Genomic DNA, 16,626 nt, shown 5'->3' with positions numbered 1-16,626 from the left:
GTTTGGTCATCCCCTGCTGAAGACAGATGAAAGGATCGCATGGATAAGTACCGCATAGCCCTAACCGAGGCCGAAGAAGCGCTGGTCTCCAAGATCGACCTGCGCCTGTCTCATCGCAATCACGATGAAGCCCATGCCGCCTACAACGCGAATGCCGAACCCATTCTCGCCCTCCTGGCTTCGCTCAGCGAGCGAGACGGCGTGCCGCCCCAGAGGGTCCGCTACTGGAACGATGTCGAATACAATCCCGGCCGGATCAAAGCGTCGAGAAAGGGCGGGTTCGAACGCAATAACTGCCGGGGCGAAGACATCTATACGCACCCGAATTTCATCAAGCACCTTCGCTACATATTGCTCGGCGCCGACTTGCCGGAAGCGCTTATTCTCGATTTCGAGGAACAAGCCGGCAATCCCGAGTGGGTCTCGCTCAGCGACGCTATCCCGCTTGGCAAACACGCCCGCAAACTCGTGCGTCAATACGGTCTGGAGGCCCATCAGGCTTCGGAAGAGTTCTTCAAGTTGTGCCTGGACATGGGTCTGAGCCTCTCGGTCGCCTTGAGCATCATGAAAGCAGTTAAGCAAGCCCGCTAGGCGCTCTCTGCGAGGGGTAGATAAATTGTAAGCTTCGTACTACATATTAGGCCAATCCGTAGTGCGAAGGTGTCAAATGCCTACACCACATACGCCTCCCGCCGCCGTGCGGCGCGTCATGCGAAAGCTCGGCGCGGACATCCACGACGCCCGTCGGCGTCGGCGGCTGCCAATGGCCGTCGTCGCGGAGCGCGCCTTCACGTCCCGTTCGACCCTGCAGAAGATCGAGGCTGGCGACACCAATGTCAGCATCGGCATCTATGCTGGCGTCCTTCAGGCGCTCGGCCTGCTCGACGGTCTGGGCCAGATCGCCGACATCGGCAACGACCCGGTCGGACAAGCGCTGGCCAGCGCGGAACTGCCCAAGCGCGTCCATCTCAAGCGAACAGGCGGATCATCTCGCGATGACTGACTTTGAGGTACATCTCGACCTGGATGGACGCACGCGCCCTATCGGCCTGGCGAGGAGCAATCGCGTTCGAGGCACGGAGACCATCCTTTTCGAATATGATGGCGCGTGGCTCGCCGATCCAGACCGGTTCTCGCTAGAGCCTGCCCTTGCCCTGACCCGCGGTGCCTTCGCCCCTCCTGCCGGACTGGCGACTTTCGGCTCCATCGGAGACTCAGCGCCCGACACATGGGGGCGACGTCTTATGCAACGGGCCGAACGCCGCCTTGCCGAACGCGAAGGCCGCGCCGTTCGCACCCTTGCGGAAAGCGATTACCTGCTCGGCGTCGCCGACGAGACCCGCCTGGGGGCCCTCAGATTTCGTTGGGCGGGCGAAGATATGTTCCAGGCCCCGATCCGCGCCGGCGTCCCCGCCCTGATCGAACTCGGGCGGCTGCTCCAGATCACCGAACGGGTCCTCCGCGACGAGGAAACGGACGAGGACCTTCAACTCATCTTCGCCCCCGGCTCTTCCCTGGGCGGGGCCCGGCCCAAAGCGTCGGTCATCGACCAGCACGGACACCTCTCCATCGCCAAATTTCCGAAGGAGACCGACGAATACAGCATAGAGACGTGGGAAGAGATCGCGCTCCGACTGGCTGGCCAGGCGGGCATCACCACCCCTCACCATGAACTCATTGAGGTCGCCGGCAAGGCGGTGATGCTGTCGCGGCGCTTCGATCGCGCCGGCCCGATCCGCACGCCTTTCCTGTCAGCCATGGCGATGATGGGCGCCAAGGACGGCGAGCGCGGCAGCTACCCGGAGATCGTCGACGCGCTTACGCAACATGGCGCTCAGGGGAAGACCGACGCTCATGCCCTCTATCGGCGGGTCGTCCTCAACGTGCTGATTTCCAATGTCGATGATCACCTGCGCAACCATGGCTTCCTTTGGCTCGGCAAGACGGGATGGTCCCTCTCTCCCGCTTACGACCTCAACCCTGTGCCCACCGACCTCAAGGCGCGTGTGCTGACGACCAACATCGACCTCGATGAGGGCACTTGCTCGCTCGACCTGCTTGAGGCGGCTTCGGAGTTCTTCGGCCTCACGCTGCAGCAGGCCCGCGCCATCATCAAAGAGGTCGCGACCGTGACCGCGACGTGGCGTGACACCGCCAAGGCCGTCGGCGCCCGCTCCGCCGAAATTACCCGGATGGCCAGCGCCTTCGAGCACGATGATCTCAAGCGGGCGCTGGCGCTATGACCCGAACCTTCATCTACAACTTCACGCCGCCATCACTGGACCCGTTCCCGGGCGCGACCATCGCGCTGGACGTCTCCGACATCGAAGACGCCGGCATCCGCGAAGTGCTCCAGACGCCGGGCGCAGCCTATGGCGCCTGGTCGATCCTGGATGCTCTCCTCGCCCCGACCGGCGCGGGCACATCCTTCCTCTTCAGGCAGCCGCTGGGCCAGGCGCGCGAAGTGAAGGTCGCGTTGTCGGGCCTGTTCGGGCGGTTCGTCGCCCGCGCTTATCTCGAACGATATTTTGACCTCTCCGTTTTCGCCCATCTCGGCAACCAAGTGATCGATCTCGATCGCCGCAAGCAGGCCAGGATCAAGCGCCTCGCCCGAGGCGACCTCCCTGACTGGATCGCATTCAAATCCGATCTGACCTCGCTCACGATCGCGGAGGCCAAGAGCTGTCACGACCCGGGAGGCCCCGCGAAAGCACTCGCGCGCGCCTGGACACAAGCCGGGCGCATCGACGTGACGGTCAAAGGCCAAAAGGTCACCGTAAAGCGGATCGCGGTCGCCACCCGTTGGGGCGTGGCCAATTCCAATCCCGCTGATGCTCACCTGTCGGTTCGCGATCCCATCGACGAGGGCGTTCCCATTGATCCGCAAGACAAGGACGCCCCGTTCATCGGGCTGCTCCGCCTGCATGTCGCCAACCTGATCGAGCCCCTTGGCCATGCCGAACTCGCACAGGCGCTGCGCACGCTCACACGCCAGACCTTTCCGCGACCGCTCGCGGTCGCCCGACCGGACCGCGCTGGTGGCTGGATCATCCCGCTCGGCGGGGACCGACACATAATTGGAGGGGTCTGAACCGTGGACACTGGATTTGTTGATCTCGACATCCTCATCACCCGAATTCGGCATCCGCAGTCGAAGGTGTATTTTCTTGATGCGGTGAAAGCCTACAAGGCCGGCGCGCTGCGTGGCGCACTCACCTCAGCCTGGGTCGCCCTGGTCTACGACCTGATCGCCAAGTATCGCGAGCTGAGCGCTATGGGCGATGCGGCCGCCACGGCATTTCTTCAGGCGTGGGACAACGCGACCGTCACAGGCGATATCCCCAAGCTGCTTCAGCTTGAGGGAGGCATCCTCGAAGACGCAACGGCCAACACTCAGGTCGTCAATCGCATCGCCCGAACGCATCTGGAGCGCCTGCGCGAAGATAGACATCTTTGCGCGCACCCGGCCTTCTCGGCCGAGGCGGATCTCTTCGCGCCGTCGCCCGAGCTGGTGCGGCTTCACCTCGTCAATGCGGTCGATCTTGTTCTGTCGCAGGAGCCCTTGCAAGGCAAAGCGATCTTCGAGCTGTACGACATCGACGTGCAGTCGCCCGGCTTTCCAACGGAATACGCGCGCATCCTGGACTATGTCGACCAGCGCTACCTGGCGCGCGTCCGCGCTCAGAACGTCCGCAACTTCGGCACGGTGCTCGCAAAATCCATTCTCAAGGGCGTGCCCGCGCAATGGGAGCCGCTCCATCGCAAGATAATCCCCTCGCTGGTCGCGGTGCGCGAACGCGCCGCTGAGGCCTGGCCGGATATATCGCTGGCGATCGTCAGGCTCATAGACAACCTCGAGCCGGCGAACCGCCCTCGCGCCATCGCGTTCATCGCCGCTTTTCCGGATTTCTGGCCGCAGCTTCAGGAGCCGACTCGGACGGCCCTTCAAGCGACCATCGACAACGCCGACCCCGCGGCGCTCGCTGACTACCGCATTCTGGCAGGCGTGACTGTCCCACAATTCCGCGCCGCGCTACTGCCGCTGATCGCCGGCCTCAATCGGGAAAATTTGGTCGCCGCAATCGCCTCTCAGCCGCTCGCCGACCTCTGGCCTCGGGCGGTCGATCTGTATCAGGCTTCTGGCAGCTGGCGCGGATCAGAGGTGAACTTCAGCGATCTCATCACGCCGTTCGCCGGCCGCCTCAACGGCCAACAGCTTGACCAACTCCTCGATGCCATCATCGACAACGGGCAGAACTGGGATGCGTCCGAAACGGATACGCTTCTGCTCGGCGTGCTCCGCGACGCGGCGCCCGCTGATCGGCCGACCCCTGACGCGCGCAATCGATTCTACCAACACGTTCGCCGCGTGCGCCGTGCCGACAAATACGAAGACGTTCTCACCTTCCTACAGTCCGACGGCTGGGTGCTGCCACCGCTGGAACAGCCGGTCGACGACGAACTGGATTAGAACGCAGGCGCTCAGGAGGCCCACGCACGAAGCAGAATCAGACAGGCAGCTCCGGATCGCCGCGCACCTGGTCATCCAGGCGCCTGAACCCGCCCCAGCAAGAGCGGCAGCTTGCTGTTCTTGAAATCCCAATCCGAAAGTGGCGCGAACCATTCCGGGGCCGCCTCTCCATGGAGCTGGATGACCTGGTCACCGTCTATCGTCTGCGCAGCATAGTAGCGGCTAAAAATGCGGCTGGCCCAGCCTATACCTTCCCAGCCCTGATTGGACGATTCCTCTGGGTTCGCGACAAACTCGACACCCGCGAACTCGCCGCCGTCGGTGACTGCAAGCGGCCCCTCAATGGACCACTCCCCGTAGAGCAGAAGCACTTCCGCAAGCTTGCGGTCCCTAGGATCCGTCAGCTCGACGTCGCCGCTATAGAGTTTCGCCGACCCGATGATGAAGTTGGCCAGCCCCTCCGCGCTCAGCGAACGCGGCATATCGGTCGACGCCCCGAGCACCAGGCGCAGCGGGGCCTTGGTCATGATGATCACCTCGCCGAGCCTTCCGGACTCGTTGGCGATCACCGCATCCTTCATCGTGACGCGGAGACCGCCGTTCGGACGGCGGAAGCGATCCGGAGAGATGACCGTCCAGATGTTCCAGAGCGACCAGAATATCGCCAGCTTCAACGGCGCGCCAACCATGTCCGCGTAGGTCTGGAGCGAGGCCAGATACGCAGCCGTCATTTGCGTTTTCTGCTTGAAGGGCTCCTTGCTTCGGACGTTCTTGACCTCGACGAGCCACTGCTCGCCGTCGTCCAGCACCACTCGGAAATCCGGCGCGCGGCAGGTGTCGGCGGCATGGACGCGGCCAACATCCTCGGTCTTGAGCAATCGAAAGTGGCCCAGGCTAAGCACCGTTGCTTCAAACAGGCGCTCGGTTCGCGAGCCATGAATTAGCGTCGGGTCCGCCAACGCCTCCTCCAGCTTTGGCGTTGCGTCGGCGACAAAGCGTTCGACCAATGACGGGTCGTTCAGCGCGATACAGTGTTCGCGCGCAAATGCGGCTACCGACGCGAGCAGGTCGAAGGCTTTGGTCTTTGGTCGCTCTGGCGGCGGCTGGTCGCTCACAACCCCGTCATCCCGCCGGCGGCTCGACATCCGGCGGGTTCATATAGGCTTGGAAGCCGACCAGATCAGCGTCGCTCGGATTTTCCGCCTCGGGGATGAACCGAATGGTTTCGGCAATGTCGCGGCGCGTGACGTTTCTGATGATCGCGCCGCCATTGCTCAGCTCATACTCCATCGAGCCGCACCAGCGGTTGGGGCGGGCAAGGCCCGGCGCGAACGCAATGGGCTTCTTGTTCCCCTTCTTGCTCACCTCGTGCTTGGCGAGCGCGACGCGGATGAATTCGAGCGTAGTGAAGCCCATCTCCGTCCGCCGCAGGTCGAGGCGCATCTGCTCAACCAGTTCGGGCCGCTCCTGGGCATCACGCAGTTGCTGCGCGCGCAGCTCGCGATCGTAGTGGCGGTATCCTAGGTCTCGTTCGAGATGGGCGGCCTTGAGGCCGATTCCTGAATTCTCGGCGAGCTTGATGACGTCTTCACAGCGCTGGCGCCATGTCCGCAACAGCTCGTAGGCCGCGTAGATCCACATGGGCGAGAGCGCGCCCAGCAACGCGATCTTCCCTCGCGGCGGCTCGTCATCGAACTGGTGGCGCATGACCTCGTGCTCCAGCGCGTTGAGCGAATTATCGACGAGGCAAAGCTGGCTCGCCTGCATGGCTAGGTAAGGGTTGGCGGCAAAGCCGGCCAAGCTCATCAGCGCTTCGTGGAGCTCACTCGTGCCGATCTCAGCGACATCGCGATAACGCGGCTGATCGTCAAATTCGTCGGCGTCCGTCACGTTGTTTCCCCGCCCGTTGTCGCGAACCGATAGGGCGGATCGATCACCGCCATCGGAAGAGTGTCAGCCAAGCCCCAGAAACGCGTTGTCGCCCGGATATAGCAAACGAGGTCGCTCGCGCGGATTCTGAGATGTTCGCTCGCAATCGGCAGCCCTGCCAGGAGATCGTGATAGTCGTTGGCGGCCTCGTCCCATAGCGCCGGCGCGATCGTCTTCAGTTCTTCGCACGACGAACCTTCGCCATGACGCACGACGTTGGCGACCACGAACATCTCGGTCAGATCAGCACCCAACCCGCCGTGCCCGACGTCTATCCCGGCGCGCTCGGCGCAGATCGCCAGGAGCTCCCGGAAACCCCGCGCCTTGGGCATGTCCGTCGCGTCATCGCGATGGACCGCTCGCGCCCATATACTCAGTTGACGCTCGAAGGTCGCAGCGAGGATCAGCGTGAACGCCTTCGCCGCCTCATTGGCGGTGTAGTTGTCGACCTGGGCCGCAGCGCGAACGAGAAATTGATCCATCGTCGCCGCCTCGCCGCTTTCGAGCGACGAATGAACCGGCAGCGCCTCCATCGCGGGCTGGACCACCCGCTCAAACAGTCGCGCAAGGTTGGCCTGGAAGATGCGCGGCAACTGATCCTTGACTAGCATTTTTCGCCCCTTGTCGCCCTGAGTTCGTTCGGTCGCGTCGATCAACGACTTTGCTGGCATGGCCAAACCGCTTGCCCTGAGCAATTCCCGAGAGCTATGCCGGGGTATGGCAACCCTGTTCAAAGATGGAGACGTACGGCGTGCAGTCTATGCACGTATGCTCGGCTCCGCGATGCGCAGCGCTGATACGCTCGTGATCGATGAACTCGGTCTCGATCACGGATCCTGCCGGATCGATATCGCCGTGATCAACGGCCACATCCGCGGGCTAGAGATCAAGGCCGAAGCGGATACCCTGGCCCGCCTTCCGTTCCAAGTCAGCGCTTATGGCGAAGTCGTCGATAAGGCCTCTCTCATCGTGGCCGAACGTCACCTCGACGCGGCTCGGCTCCTCGTGCCCGACTGGTGGGGGGTCGTGCTAGCGCGACGGTGCGCCAACGGTGAAGTCGCGCTTAGGCGAATCCGTGACGAAAAGGTCAACCGCTCTATCGATCCGGTGACACTCGCGCGCTTGCTGTGGCGCCCGGAGATCGTTCAAATGCTACGCGATCTCGGGCACCCGGAGCGCACGCTCAGAGCACCTCGCGATGCTCTGTATCCTATTCTCGCCTCCGCCTTGCCGCGACGCGTGCTAGGCGCGCGGGTCAGGGAAACGCTCAAGGCGCGGGCAGTTTGGCGAGATCGTCCAAGACCACAGTGATATGGTGGTTGGTCGCCACCCACTTCCAGACCGTGGGGTTGCCGCGCTTGGCGGCGCCAGCGTGACAATCCTCGATATAGGCGCTGCCTTCCGAGAACGTTGCGCCGTGGTACTGACCCGAGCTTAGGATCAGACCGCATAGGCCGGGGTAGGCCTGGTTAGTCTCGCCCTTCTTGCGTTTGGAGCGCGCGACCAGCCAGCCGCCGTCCGACACCGCATAGCGTACGTTCGGGGATCCCCGCATAAATCGCATATCCCCTTGGGCGAATTTAACCGCCGCGACCGCATAGTCGCCAAAGGACGGACGTCGTTCCTGGGGCGACTGGGCCGTCACCAAGGCTGCGTAAAGCCGCCACTCTTCGCGCGACACGGTCTGGATCGGGAGTTTGAGCTCGGTCATCGTCTCGGGGAAGGACGCCGCCATAACGACAACGCTACGCGCGGACAGCATTCTCGCGCCGTTCAGGGCGGCGCGTATGACGCCCACAAGCGGGCCTTGGGGCGAATAGGCTGGCGCCCCCAGATCCAGTACGATGTCGAGTTGGGCAATGTCGATCGCCAAGGCTTTGAGCAAGGCATCAACATGATCGTCAAAGTCTGGATCGAGCGCCTCCTCGAGCGTGCACCGCAGGACCGCGCCGTTCATGTCGATAGCATCGATGTCGTGGACCGCCTTCCGGTAGGCAGCGTCGCTCTCGAGGTTGATGACCGGCGTCAACGAGGCCCCAAGCTTGCGGGCCTCATCGAACAGGAACGTCATCGTGTGCCGGCCGTCCGCCATGCGGGTCGCAGGGGCCAACTGGCGGCCGTCGATGAGCGCGGGACGATCGCTCCACTTCTTTTCCAGCTTGGCCGCGAAACCACCGAGGTGGTCGTCGATCTCCTTCTTCGGCCGCCATTGCTCGAAATCGAAGTCCGGCGGCAGGACCTCGATTAGAGGAACGACCGCCGGCTTCAGTCCGGCCGCGAGTTTGAACAGGGCCTGATACTCGCCCATCCGCCAGCGCAGGAGGGGGACATACTGGGTCGGGGCGATCGCCATTTGAACCTCAAAGACCAAATTGGCGGCGCACTTCCCCGGCGCCGACGAGAGAACGGAGAACAGTGTAGTCGCCAGCCTCGCGACGAACCCGGCCGGCGATGACCGCTGGGCCGACGCCGAAGCGTTTGGCGTCAGTCAGCACTGCTTTCTCCGTGCGCGAGAACCGTGACACCGCGAGATCCCATTGAGCCACAGGCAGCAGCGCGTTCCGTGCAAAGCCGTCTGCCTCCTCTTCGTGGCGCTCGTCCGACGGGCTCTCCGTGTCGTCGAAGATGGCGGCAAAGGCTTCCGGGCCGATGTGGAGCTTGAGGTGTCCGATCTCGTGCAAAAGCGTGAACCAGAAATTGTCCAGCCGGTCATGGCGGAGCGTCAGGCCGATCAGCCCGTAGCCGTCGAACGAGCCCATGGCTGCGCCGTCCAGCAGGGTTCCGGGTAGATGCCGTTCGACAACGAAGGCGATGCCGATCTGGCGCAGGTGGTCGACGGCCTTCAGTGGGCCGTCGGCATCCAGGGTCAGGGCGACGAGGGCAGCGATCCAGGCATCATCGATCAAGGCGGGATCGAAGGTTGCCGTCGGCGGGTTTCGGGCGGCCAGCTGTCGCACACGCGCTTCCCATGCCGCGATCGCCGGTTCGTGCACAGCGCCGTTCGACCGCACAGACTTCCGGTGCAAGCCGGCAGGGACGAATCGGGCCGAGCCACTCCGCAGGAAGGCCGGCACGAGGTGGTCGGCGGACTTGCGCGCCTGCGTCAGCGTTCCGGAGAAGTCTTCGAACCAACCGCGCTTGTACATCTCGGCCAGAGGGAAAGCCTGCCAGGCGGTGGGATCGACCGACTCCAGGCTCCCGTTCCCGGCGAGCGACGCACGGTTCTCGATGCGCACGTCGAGCGCATCGGAGACCTCGATCAAACGCTCAAGGCTCGCGGATCGATAGCGTTCGGCTTCGTATCGCTGGACCTGTTGTTCCTTCAGCCCCAGAAAATCCGCGAGATCCTTCTGGCTCATGCCTCTCGCGATCCGTGCGCGGATGAGCGTCTCGGGGAGATCGGCAAGGCGTGCGGCCGAGAACGTCGTCTGCGCTCCTGACTTCAGGGCCTCGTAAAGGGCGACATCGGCTTCGAGTTCCGCCACTTGGCTTTGGAGCGCACCGCGCGCGATGACGGCGAACGCGGGATCGACGTTGGTGGCCGCCGGCGCGCCCGCCGAGGCTTTCAGCTGGTCCAGCGCCGCGCACGTGGACCGGTACTGTCTTTCGTTCGTGATCATTACAACGCCCCTTTCGAGGTCGCGAGCGTCAGCCGCAAAATGCCTTTGGGCTGGCCCGAATGTTTCTCGATCTGGAAGAAATCGAGGAAGGTGCCCGTCGCGCCGTTCGGGGCGAAGGCCGGAAACATCTCGCCGAGATATTTGGCTTTTTGAGCCTCGCGCTTGCCGGCGAAGTTCTGGAGAACGGGGTCAAGCAAGGAAAAGTCCATCCCCGCATGATCCCAGCAGCCGTCGAAATCACCGGGGTGGTCTTTCGCTGTGGTGAAGCTGCCATCGAGGTAGACGGCACGGCATCCGGCGAGCCGGAGCGCCTCCACCGCCCGTTGAAAACCACCGAACAACCACTGTCGGTGTGGCGTGGTGGCGAACCGGGCGGCAACCTCCTCCAGCGTCGTCTCGTGGACGCCCGAAGGCAGAACCGCCCAAGGCGCGCCAAAGCCCGGATCAATAAGGGAAGGGATCATGAACACAACAATATCGTTGTGTGCATGTATTGTCCAGTCGGGTGAACGGTGTGCGCGGAGGTGTGTGCGGAACAGCCTTGGCGACGCCTGCTTGGCGTCCGGCCGGCGGGATCATTCGTAAGAATAAGCCAGATGGTCGGTGCTCGACTTCGCCCAGGCCGGAAGGGCGCCAAGAGTCTCCAGCTGTAGCCGCAGCGCCCCATCGAAAACTTCTGGCAGCAAGACGTGAATCGCCGGCCAGATCGCATGCGCCTCTAGCACTAGATTGCCCTCGCCCAACTCGAGTGCCCTTCGGAGGTGCACGCCGACGGTGCCCTCGAGCAGGGGGCCTGCCGAGGTTCGGGCGAGCACCGTTTGAAGAACCGGCGCGAAGGGCATGAGGGGGTGTCCCGACAACTTGCTGTTGAGCATCGCCTGGATGTTCGGCTGTCGGGAAGCGTAGTTCTTGAACGCCCCGCGGCGTAGCGAAGTGTCGAGAACATCACCGCGATGAAGTGCGCAAATTGCCAACGATCGAGGTTTTGATGCTGCCAAAGCGCCAGACCGGGCACGCGCGCACACAGATCGCTGTTGGCCGCAATGAACGCCGGCGTCGTGAGCTCCGAGTAGGAGAAATCAGTGCGGGCCTGCAGCGCCACCTTCCAAGGCGCGCGCACGGCCTCCCCTCGCGCCAGCAAACTCGGCGTGACCCGATCCTCATAGTAGGGCCAGCCGGTTTCAGGAAAAGTGAGATCATTGACAGCGACCTGTCTCTCGTCGCCGAAGCTGCCGTCCGACTTCCGCAGGAAGCAGGTTAGCATCAGGCGTCGAGCGGCTAGAGACGTCTCTATGGCCGCCTGATCGAGCACGAAGGCGTTGTCCCGATGGCGGAGGATTACGTCACGGAACGACTGCGGCAGATCGCCCGACTGGAGTTCGTGCCCCAACAGAACCCAGATCAAACCGACCCCTTCGCGCCTGTAATGCAGTGACCGGTCGGAAATCTCCGTCTGGAAGGTGTTGGACAACTGGATCTCGAAGGCGACCGTGCGGCCGTTAGTATACGTCACGAGTACGTCCGGGTATCGGCCATGGCCGCCGGCGGTAGGTGCAAGATAGGTGTCTACTGCCACCCGCGTGCAGCTTGGATCCTGTTTGGCAAGTTGGGCGATCTGCTCGCAGATCAGCCGGTGCGCCGGGCTTTCCTGGTGACCGTGGTACTGGCCCGCCTTCAGGCTATCGGGGTCCTGGGTATCGCCGGTAAACCAAGGACAGGCGGCAACGGCGCCCTTGAAGTGGGCGAAATAGGGAAGCCGTTTTTGACGGAAGGCGCGCGCCTTGATGAAGACGGCGCCGCCGCAACGAAGACAGGCGGCAATGGATCGGTGATCCCGTCCTCGCCGAGCGTCGGTAATGCGTTGCCTCAGCAGGCCCCACTCAGCCTCGGACATCGCCATCAGCCGCTCGGCCGTGATCGGACCGACCTTGTCGATCACCGCCACCTCGATGATGCGCTGAGGTTTCTGGGCCATTTCCGTCCCGCCAACTCCGAATCAGGAAGGATTGCACACAGTCGGTGCGCCAGTATCGGTCGTGACTTGGTGAGTCGGCTGGTAAAGCTAAAGTCCGCCTTCGGCAGAGGTGCGGTCACATCGGCGCCAATGCGTCTCGCCGTGCCGCATCGTCGCTCAGCTCGCCCTTTAGGTATAGTCCTCGAAGCTGGAGAAGGCCTTCATCCCTTTAGCCGCGTTTGACTTGGCGATGCGCGTTCGGCTGATCCTCTGCTGAAGATAGACGCACAGGGCGTCGAAGTCCTCGATCGCCAGCATCCTCCAGGGGCCTCTGAAGTTCGCTTCAATATTCTTGGAAATAGCCTCGTAACTGAACTTCGTGTCGCGCGTTTTATCGGCGCTCGCGAATTCATTGTATCGGCTGATCAGGTGCTGAGTATACCGGCTCGCCTTGAGATCGGCCCCGATCGTGCCCGCCGCGGGCTGAATCTTTACCGTGTTACGGGTGGTCTTCACATTGACGGTTTTGGCTATGATCGCGCCGGGGCTGTCGATGACGACGTTGCCACTATTGTTGGTCACCTCGATGCGCCGAAGGTCGCCGAGGAGGATCTTCGCATAGAAAGCATCGGTAGCCTGTTCGGGCCGTCCCATATCACCTTCTCGGATCCGCTTGATCTCCTCGAGCGCCTCTACGGAATAGACATCGGGTTCGGCATCCACCATTTTATGGTGTCGACGGCATAGCAGAACCAGGTTTTCGAAGCCCTGCCGTTCGTCCTCGCTCTGGGTGACGTCGAAGCGGGGGCCGCCCTCATTTCGCGCCCGGATATGGCAGATTTCGCCGGTGATCGTCCCCACGGCTTCGACGATGGGCAAGTCGCACCTTGGAAAGGCGCAGAGATTCCCCGACGTCGCGAAGAGCCTTTTGATCGTCGTTTCCGACGGCCTCATCTCGCGCGACGCGCGCCAGCAAACGGCTCGACCGAACTTAGCCTATTCAGCACCTCATCGCTCCAGCCTGACTCTCAATCTGCGGGCTCGTTCCTGGAAGGCGCCTTCCCCACCTTCCAAGATGTCGCAAACCGCTTTTCTGATGTCAGCGTTCTCCAGGCCACCGGACTGATAGGTGATCGGCGGCAAGGCACCGTGCGGATGCGGCCCTGACTCAGCGATGATGATCTGATCGGCGTCAGTGTTGATCACAAGGTTGGCGTTATGCGTCACCATGATCACCTGGCGGTTCGATTTGGCTTCGATGAACAGACCCACCAACTCTTCGAAGACGGATTTCGGGTCGAGGTTCTCCTCCGGCTGGTCGATGATCAGCGGGCGGCCATCGCCATCGTCCAACGCCAGATAGAGCAGCAACAGGACGATGCCGCGGGTTCCGGGAGACAGCTTGCGGATATCCACGCCATCATATTCGATGCCGTAGTGGATCTCGATATGACCAGTGCTGAACAGCCATTGAGCGAAGCGTTTCGACCAGGCCCGAAACTCCAGCTGCTCGGTGTGGGCGACCGGCGAGTGGTCGAGCAGTTCCTTCTGATAAAGCCGACGAAACTCCGCCATCGCCGACACCACCTCAGCTGACGACCCTGTCTCCCAAGCCCGCTTGAGGACCTCGTTGGCCTTCTGAAGCAAGGTGCCCTTGCCTCGGAACGCCCCGCCCTTGCGGAGATCGATCAAACCCTCCTCGGCCTGCCCCGCCCACTGGGCCACGTCGGCGACCCGCGCGACAGAGAAGGACAGCTTCTTCAACGTCCCGGAGGCCGCCGCCAGACGCGCCATCAAGGGCCCGTACAATTCCTCCAGAACGGTTTGTTCGGCGATGAGGGCGTCGAAAGCCCGGCCATAGGCCTCTTCGCGTTCGGCCTGCAGATCCCGGGCACGATCCTTGGCGCCTTGGCTGTCTTGAAGTTTGGCCGCGAGGGTCTGCATCGCCGCAGTCTCGGTCGCGATCCGGCCCGACAGCGCCGTGTATTGCCGCTGCGTTTCCTTGTCGGAGCTGACCAGTTTTTCCAGCCGCCCCATCTCGGCTTCCAGGACCGCCTGCGACAGCGTCGTCAGGTCTGTCTCATCAGCAAAGAACGCCGTGTTCGCATCACCGGCTGGCGGTGCAGCGCCCTTCAGCCCCGCGATCTTGCCATCAACCCATTTGACGTAGTCGTTCAGGTCGTCATCGACCTTCCCGGTATAATCCAGAATGAAAGCGGCCCACTGGTCGTTCGACATTCCACTGTGCGTATGTCTGGCCTGGGTTTGCCGCAGTGTCTCCGGCGCCTGGTTGCGCCGAAGGTCCCTCACCTCATCCTGAAGGGCCAGGAAGGTCTGCCGCTGGTTTGTGAACCGCCGCAACTTGGTCCTGACCTCGTTGGCCGCGCCAGCCAGCTCGGTGTGACGCTGAGCCCTCTTTTCGCTGCCCGCCGAAACAAGCTTGGCGCGGTCGGCGGTATAGGCGTCGACCAGTTGCCGCTTCTGCGCGACCATGGCCTCATAGCTGGCGACCAGCTTTTCCTTCTCGAGTTCAGTGCCGATCCGCTCCGAGATCTGGGAGACGGCCTCGGCCTCACGATCGCGCGCCAGACGATGGCGTGAAGCGCGATGTTCCAGCAGTTCGGCGAAGTCCAACGCACCGTCACGATCATGATCGGGATGGGCCTCGAAGATCACTCTCTCGATCTCGCGGAGGAGTCCGTCGGTCAGGCCGCTGGATGAGCACAGTTCCTCGACGAACTGCTGGGACAGGTATCGCGCCCGAGGATAGCTCAGCGGGCCGTTGGCATCGGCCCCATCCAACGACCGCGTGCCTGGAGCGCCCGCCGCCCAACTGACCTTCACCTTGGCCTGGCCGATAAGAGGCCGGGCGCGCACCAGGAACGAGGGGTTCGCCCATTCATCGGCGGCCCAGGCCTCGTCCGATATGGAATCGCAGCCCGCCGCGATCATGTCCGCCAGGGCCGTCTTGCCCGATCCCCGCGCGCCAATAATGGCCACCAGGCCGGAGTTCAGAGGGATGGTCGACGTCTGGAGCCAAGGCGCGTCGAGTATTTCAATCTCGGAAATAACCTGGGACGGCGTTGCGGACTTCGGCGGCTCGGCGCCGACATGGGCCCGGCCCCGGGGGTCGATGCAGGCCTGTCGCAGCGTGTCGAATTCCAGCCCGCCCTTGACCCATGAGAATCGGTCGCCGAACGGCGTGGCGACGTCTTCGAGCCTGTGCGCGTCACTGCCATGAAGGCAGGGCTTCAAACCGCCATATCGGGCGCGGATCGCCTGGGCGTCGAGATCCTTTTGACCGAGCCAGAACTCCCGCTGCGCCTGGCTGCTGGCGAATATGATGTCGGCAAATCCCTCGATCTCGCGACGAATGGTCTGGTCGGCGGCCTCCCTCACGCCCGATGTGCCATCGGTGGCGCCGCCGGCGACGGCGATCAGGACGTTCTTCTTGGCCCATCCGCTCTCGCCGAACACCTCGCGCAGTTGCCGGAAATTGACCTTGAACTGGTTCGCCCCGTAGGAGAGCGCGGCGCCGTCGTCGGTTATGTTCGGGTCGGCCTTCTTGCCCAGGCGTATCAGGTCGGCGCGGGTGCAGTCGTAGCGATCCTGCTGCACGGTGAAGTGCAGCCGGGATAGAAGGCGCTGCAGTTCGGCGATATGGTCCGGGTCCTCGGGGCTGACGAACAGATGCAGATTTACGAATCCGCCCTTCGCGGTCGCCACATCCAGTCTCAGCTCGACATTGGGAAATATCAGCGTCGCCTTCGGCAATCGCCCGTCGGCCTTGTGCTGCAACACCCGCTCATAGGTGTCGGTGACATAATAGTCGGTGACGGCGATCGCCTCGATGAGCGGCGTGGCCCTTTCAAGCGCGGATAGATAATCCTCCCACGCCGTGGGGCCGGTGAACTGATTGTTCATCACGGTCCCGGGCGCATGGATGTGAGGCTCCCAACGGCGCCACTCAGAACCTCGACTAATCATGCTTCCCCCGTCCCGCTTTTTTACGCCACCCTATCGTGTAACGATCATCAATTCGCGTGCAATGACCTTGCATCCCTACTCGGGCGACTTCTGTTCCTGAACTTGTGCGAGCCGAAAAGATCGCTCAGCAGCGACAGCTGTTTCGCCGTCTGTCACAACCCTGTCGAGGCTCATGCCCAACACGTACCGCCCCCTCCTCAGCCTCCCGGCTCTCGCGCTATGCGCCCTGTTCCTGGCTGCTATGGCGACACCCGCATCGGCCGATCCTTGCGAGGGGCGGCTCCCCTCCCAGCCGGGTCAGCCGTTCACGGGATCGGTGCGCTATGTCGGCGACGGGGACAGTTTGTGCGTCGGCAGCTCCAGAGATCCCAATAGCTGGATCGAAGTGCGGCTGGCGGATTTCGACGCGCCCGAACTCCACTCGCCTGACGGACGGCTATCCCAGTCGCTTCTGCGACAGGTCGCGTTCGGACAGAATGTGGTCTGCGACGCACGCCGCGGCAGGAGCGGCCGCGTCATCGTACACGACCGCGTCATCGCCGTCTGCCGTGTCGGTGGCCGCTCTATCGGAGATCTGCTCCGCGCGAGACGCGCCCCCGAGGGCGGTAACTAACCAGCCGGTCGTCGGAGGCCAAGGCGCGCCGCCCTTCCCCATGAACCCCAAA

At 63.0% G+C, this 16,626-nt stretch carries 15 protein-coding genes; 6 read left to right on the top strand and 9 right to left on the bottom strand.

The genetic code is table 11. The features are described 5' to 3' along the window. Positions 1–39 precede the first annotated feature (39 nt). The 5 genes from ER13_RS02525 (at position 40) to ER13_RS17590 (ending at position 4,471) form a co-directional block, all read left to right on the top strand. Entirely contained in the window at positions 40–591 is a 552-nt protein-coding gene (locus tag ER13_RS02525; RefSeq protein ID WP_035306119.1) for a hypothetical protein, read from the top strand. A 76-nt stretch (positions 592–667) separates the two neighbouring features. After that, a complete protein-coding gene (locus tag ER13_RS02520) occupies positions 668–1,003 on the top strand; it encodes a helix-turn-helix domain-containing protein (RefSeq protein WP_035306118.1) in 336 nt (111 codons plus the stop codon). A gap of 241 nt (positions 1,004–1,244) precedes the next feature. Next, positions 1,245–2,243 carry a type II toxin-antitoxin system HipA family toxin gene (locus ER13_RS02515; protein ID WP_231492452.1) on the top strand — a complete coding sequence of 333 codons (999 nt, stop codon included), beginning with the start codon at positions 1,245–1,247 and terminating at the stop codon, positions 2,241–2,243. Continuing rightward, a complete protein-coding gene (locus ER13_RS02510) occupies positions 2,240–3,091 on the top strand; it encodes a hypothetical protein (protein WP_035306115.1) in 852 nt (283 codons plus the stop codon). The genes ER13_RS02515 and ER13_RS02510 overlap by 4 nt, the downstream gene beginning before the upstream one ends. Before the next feature lie 3 nt (positions 3,092–3,094). After that, on the top strand, positions 3,095–4,471 hold the full coding sequence (locus tag ER13_RS17590) for a hypothetical protein (protein ID WP_146756759.1): 1,377 nt from the start codon (positions 3,095–3,097) through the stop codon (positions 4,469–4,471). 71 nt (positions 4,472–4,542) lie between these two features. Here the strand turns inward: ER13_RS17590 and ER13_RS02500 are convergent, their stop codons facing one another. From ER13_RS02500 to ER13_RS02490, 3 genes are read right to left on the bottom strand one after another with little or no spacing between them, the layout of a single operon-like run. Next, positions 4,543–5,586: a hypothetical protein gene (locus tag ER13_RS02500; RefSeq protein ID WP_035306163.1), complete on the bottom strand. Its 1,044-nt coding sequence runs from the start codon at positions 5,584–5,586 to the stop codon at positions 4,543–4,545. A gap of 7 nt (positions 5,587–5,593) precedes the next feature. After that, positions 5,594–6,361: a hypothetical protein gene (locus ER13_RS02495; RefSeq protein ID WP_035306114.1), complete on the bottom strand. Its 768-nt coding sequence runs from the start codon at positions 6,359–6,361 to the stop codon at positions 5,594–5,596. Then, positions 6,358–7,056 carry a hypothetical protein gene (locus ER13_RS02490; protein WP_197019704.1) on the bottom strand — a complete coding sequence of 233 codons (699 nt, stop codon included), beginning with the start codon at positions 7,054–7,056 and terminating at the stop codon, positions 6,358–6,360. The genes ER13_RS02495 and ER13_RS02490 overlap by 4 nt, the downstream gene beginning before the upstream one ends. Before the next feature lie 13 nt (positions 7,057–7,069). On the opposite strand from ER13_RS02490, the gene ER13_RS18235 reads away from it, so the two are divergent. Continuing rightward, positions 7,070–7,711 carry a sce7726 family protein gene (locus ER13_RS18235; RefSeq protein WP_146756758.1) on the top strand — a complete coding sequence of 214 codons (642 nt, stop codon included), beginning with the start codon at positions 7,070–7,072 and terminating at the stop codon, positions 7,709–7,711. On the opposite strand, the gene ER13_RS02485 is transcribed toward ER13_RS18235, so the two are convergent. The 6 genes from ER13_RS02485 to ER13_RS02460 form a co-directional block, all read right to left on the bottom strand. Next, the gene (locus ER13_RS02485; protein WP_035306113.1) at positions 7,668–8,753 is read right to left on the bottom strand and encodes a beta family protein; all 1,086 of its coding nucleotides are present in this window, start codon (positions 8,751–8,753) and stop codon (positions 7,668–7,670) included. The genes ER13_RS18235 and ER13_RS02485 overlap by 44 nt on opposite strands. Before the next feature lie 7 nt (positions 8,754–8,760). Then, positions 8,761–10,020, bottom strand: a complete 1,260-nt coding sequence (locus tag ER13_RS02480) for an XRE family transcriptional regulator (protein WP_035306112.1) — start codon at positions 10,018–10,020, stop codon at positions 8,761–8,763. Continuing rightward, on the bottom strand, positions 10,020–10,484 hold the full coding sequence (locus tag ER13_RS02475) for a hypothetical protein (protein WP_035306160.1): 465 nt from the start codon (positions 10,482–10,484) through the stop codon (positions 10,020–10,022). The genes ER13_RS02480 and ER13_RS02475 overlap by 1 nt, the downstream gene beginning before the upstream one ends. 260 nt (positions 10,485–10,744) lie before the next feature. Then, on the bottom strand, positions 10,745–11,995 hold the full coding sequence (locus ER13_RS02470; RefSeq protein ID WP_035306109.1) for a DUF6035 family protein: 1,251 nt from the start codon (positions 11,993–11,995) through the stop codon (positions 10,745–10,747). A 168-nt stretch (positions 11,996–12,163) separates the two neighbouring features. Continuing rightward, complete coding sequence (locus ER13_RS02465; protein WP_197019703.1) at positions 12,164–12,853, bottom strand: HNH endonuclease signature motif containing protein; 690 nt, start codon at positions 12,851–12,853, stop codon at positions 12,164–12,166. 129 nt (positions 12,854–12,982) lie between these two features. Further along, positions 12,983–15,961: a TrlF family AAA-like ATPase gene (locus tag ER13_RS02460; RefSeq protein ID WP_035306104.1), complete on the bottom strand. Its 2,979-nt coding sequence runs from the start codon at positions 15,959–15,961 to the stop codon at positions 12,983–12,985. Positions 15,962–16,626: the final 665 nt, after the last annotated feature.

It is taken from the genome of Brevundimonas sp. EAKA (genome assembly GCF_000698025.1).
Lineage (GTDB): Bacteria > Pseudomonadota > Alphaproteobacteria > Caulobacterales > Caulobacteraceae > Brevundimonas > Brevundimonas mediterranea_A.
Note: the sequence above shows the minus strand (reverse complement) of the source record. Positions and strands in the feature narration are given on the sequence as shown.

Excerpts from the sequence above, each read along its gene's own strand:
- ER13_RS02525 (WP_035306119.1), top strand. The coding sequence starts at position 40 with ATGGATAAGTACCGCATAGCCCTAACCGAGGCCGAAGAAGCGCTGGTC.
- ER13_RS02520 (WP_035306118.1), top strand. The coding sequence starts at position 668 with ATGCCTACACCACATACGCCTCCCGCCGCCGTGCGGCGCGTCATGCGA.
- ER13_RS02515 (WP_231492452.1), top strand. The coding sequence starts at position 1,245 with ATGCAACGGGCCGAACGCCGCCTTGCCGAACGCGAAGGCCGCGCCGTT.
- ER13_RS02510 (WP_035306115.1), top strand. The coding sequence starts at position 2,240 with ATGACCCGAACCTTCATCTACAACTTCACGCCGCCATCACTGGACCCG.
- ER13_RS18235 (WP_146756758.1), top strand. The coding sequence starts at position 7,070 with ATGGCCAAACCGCTTGCCCTGAGCAATTCCCGAGAGCTATGCCGGGGT.
- ER13_RS02485 (WP_035306113.1), bottom strand. The coding sequence starts at position 8,753 with ATGGCGATCGCCCCGACCCAGTATGTCCCCCTCCTGCGCTGGCGGATG.
- ER13_RS02480 (WP_035306112.1), bottom strand. The coding sequence starts at position 10,020 with ATGATCACGAACGAAAGACAGTACCGGTCCACGTGCGCGGCGCTGGAC.
- ER13_RS02475 (WP_035306160.1), bottom strand. The coding sequence starts at position 10,484 with ATGATCCCTTCCCTTATTGATCCGGGCTTTGGCGCGCCTTGGGCGGTT.
- ER13_RS02470 (WP_035306109.1), bottom strand. The coding sequence starts at position 11,995 with ATGGCCCAGAAACCTCAGCGCATCATCGAGGTGGCGGTGATCGACAAG.
- ER13_RS02460 (WP_035306104.1), bottom strand. The coding sequence starts at position 15,961 with ATGATTAGTCGAGGTTCTGAGTGGCGCCGTTGGGAGCCTCACATCCAT.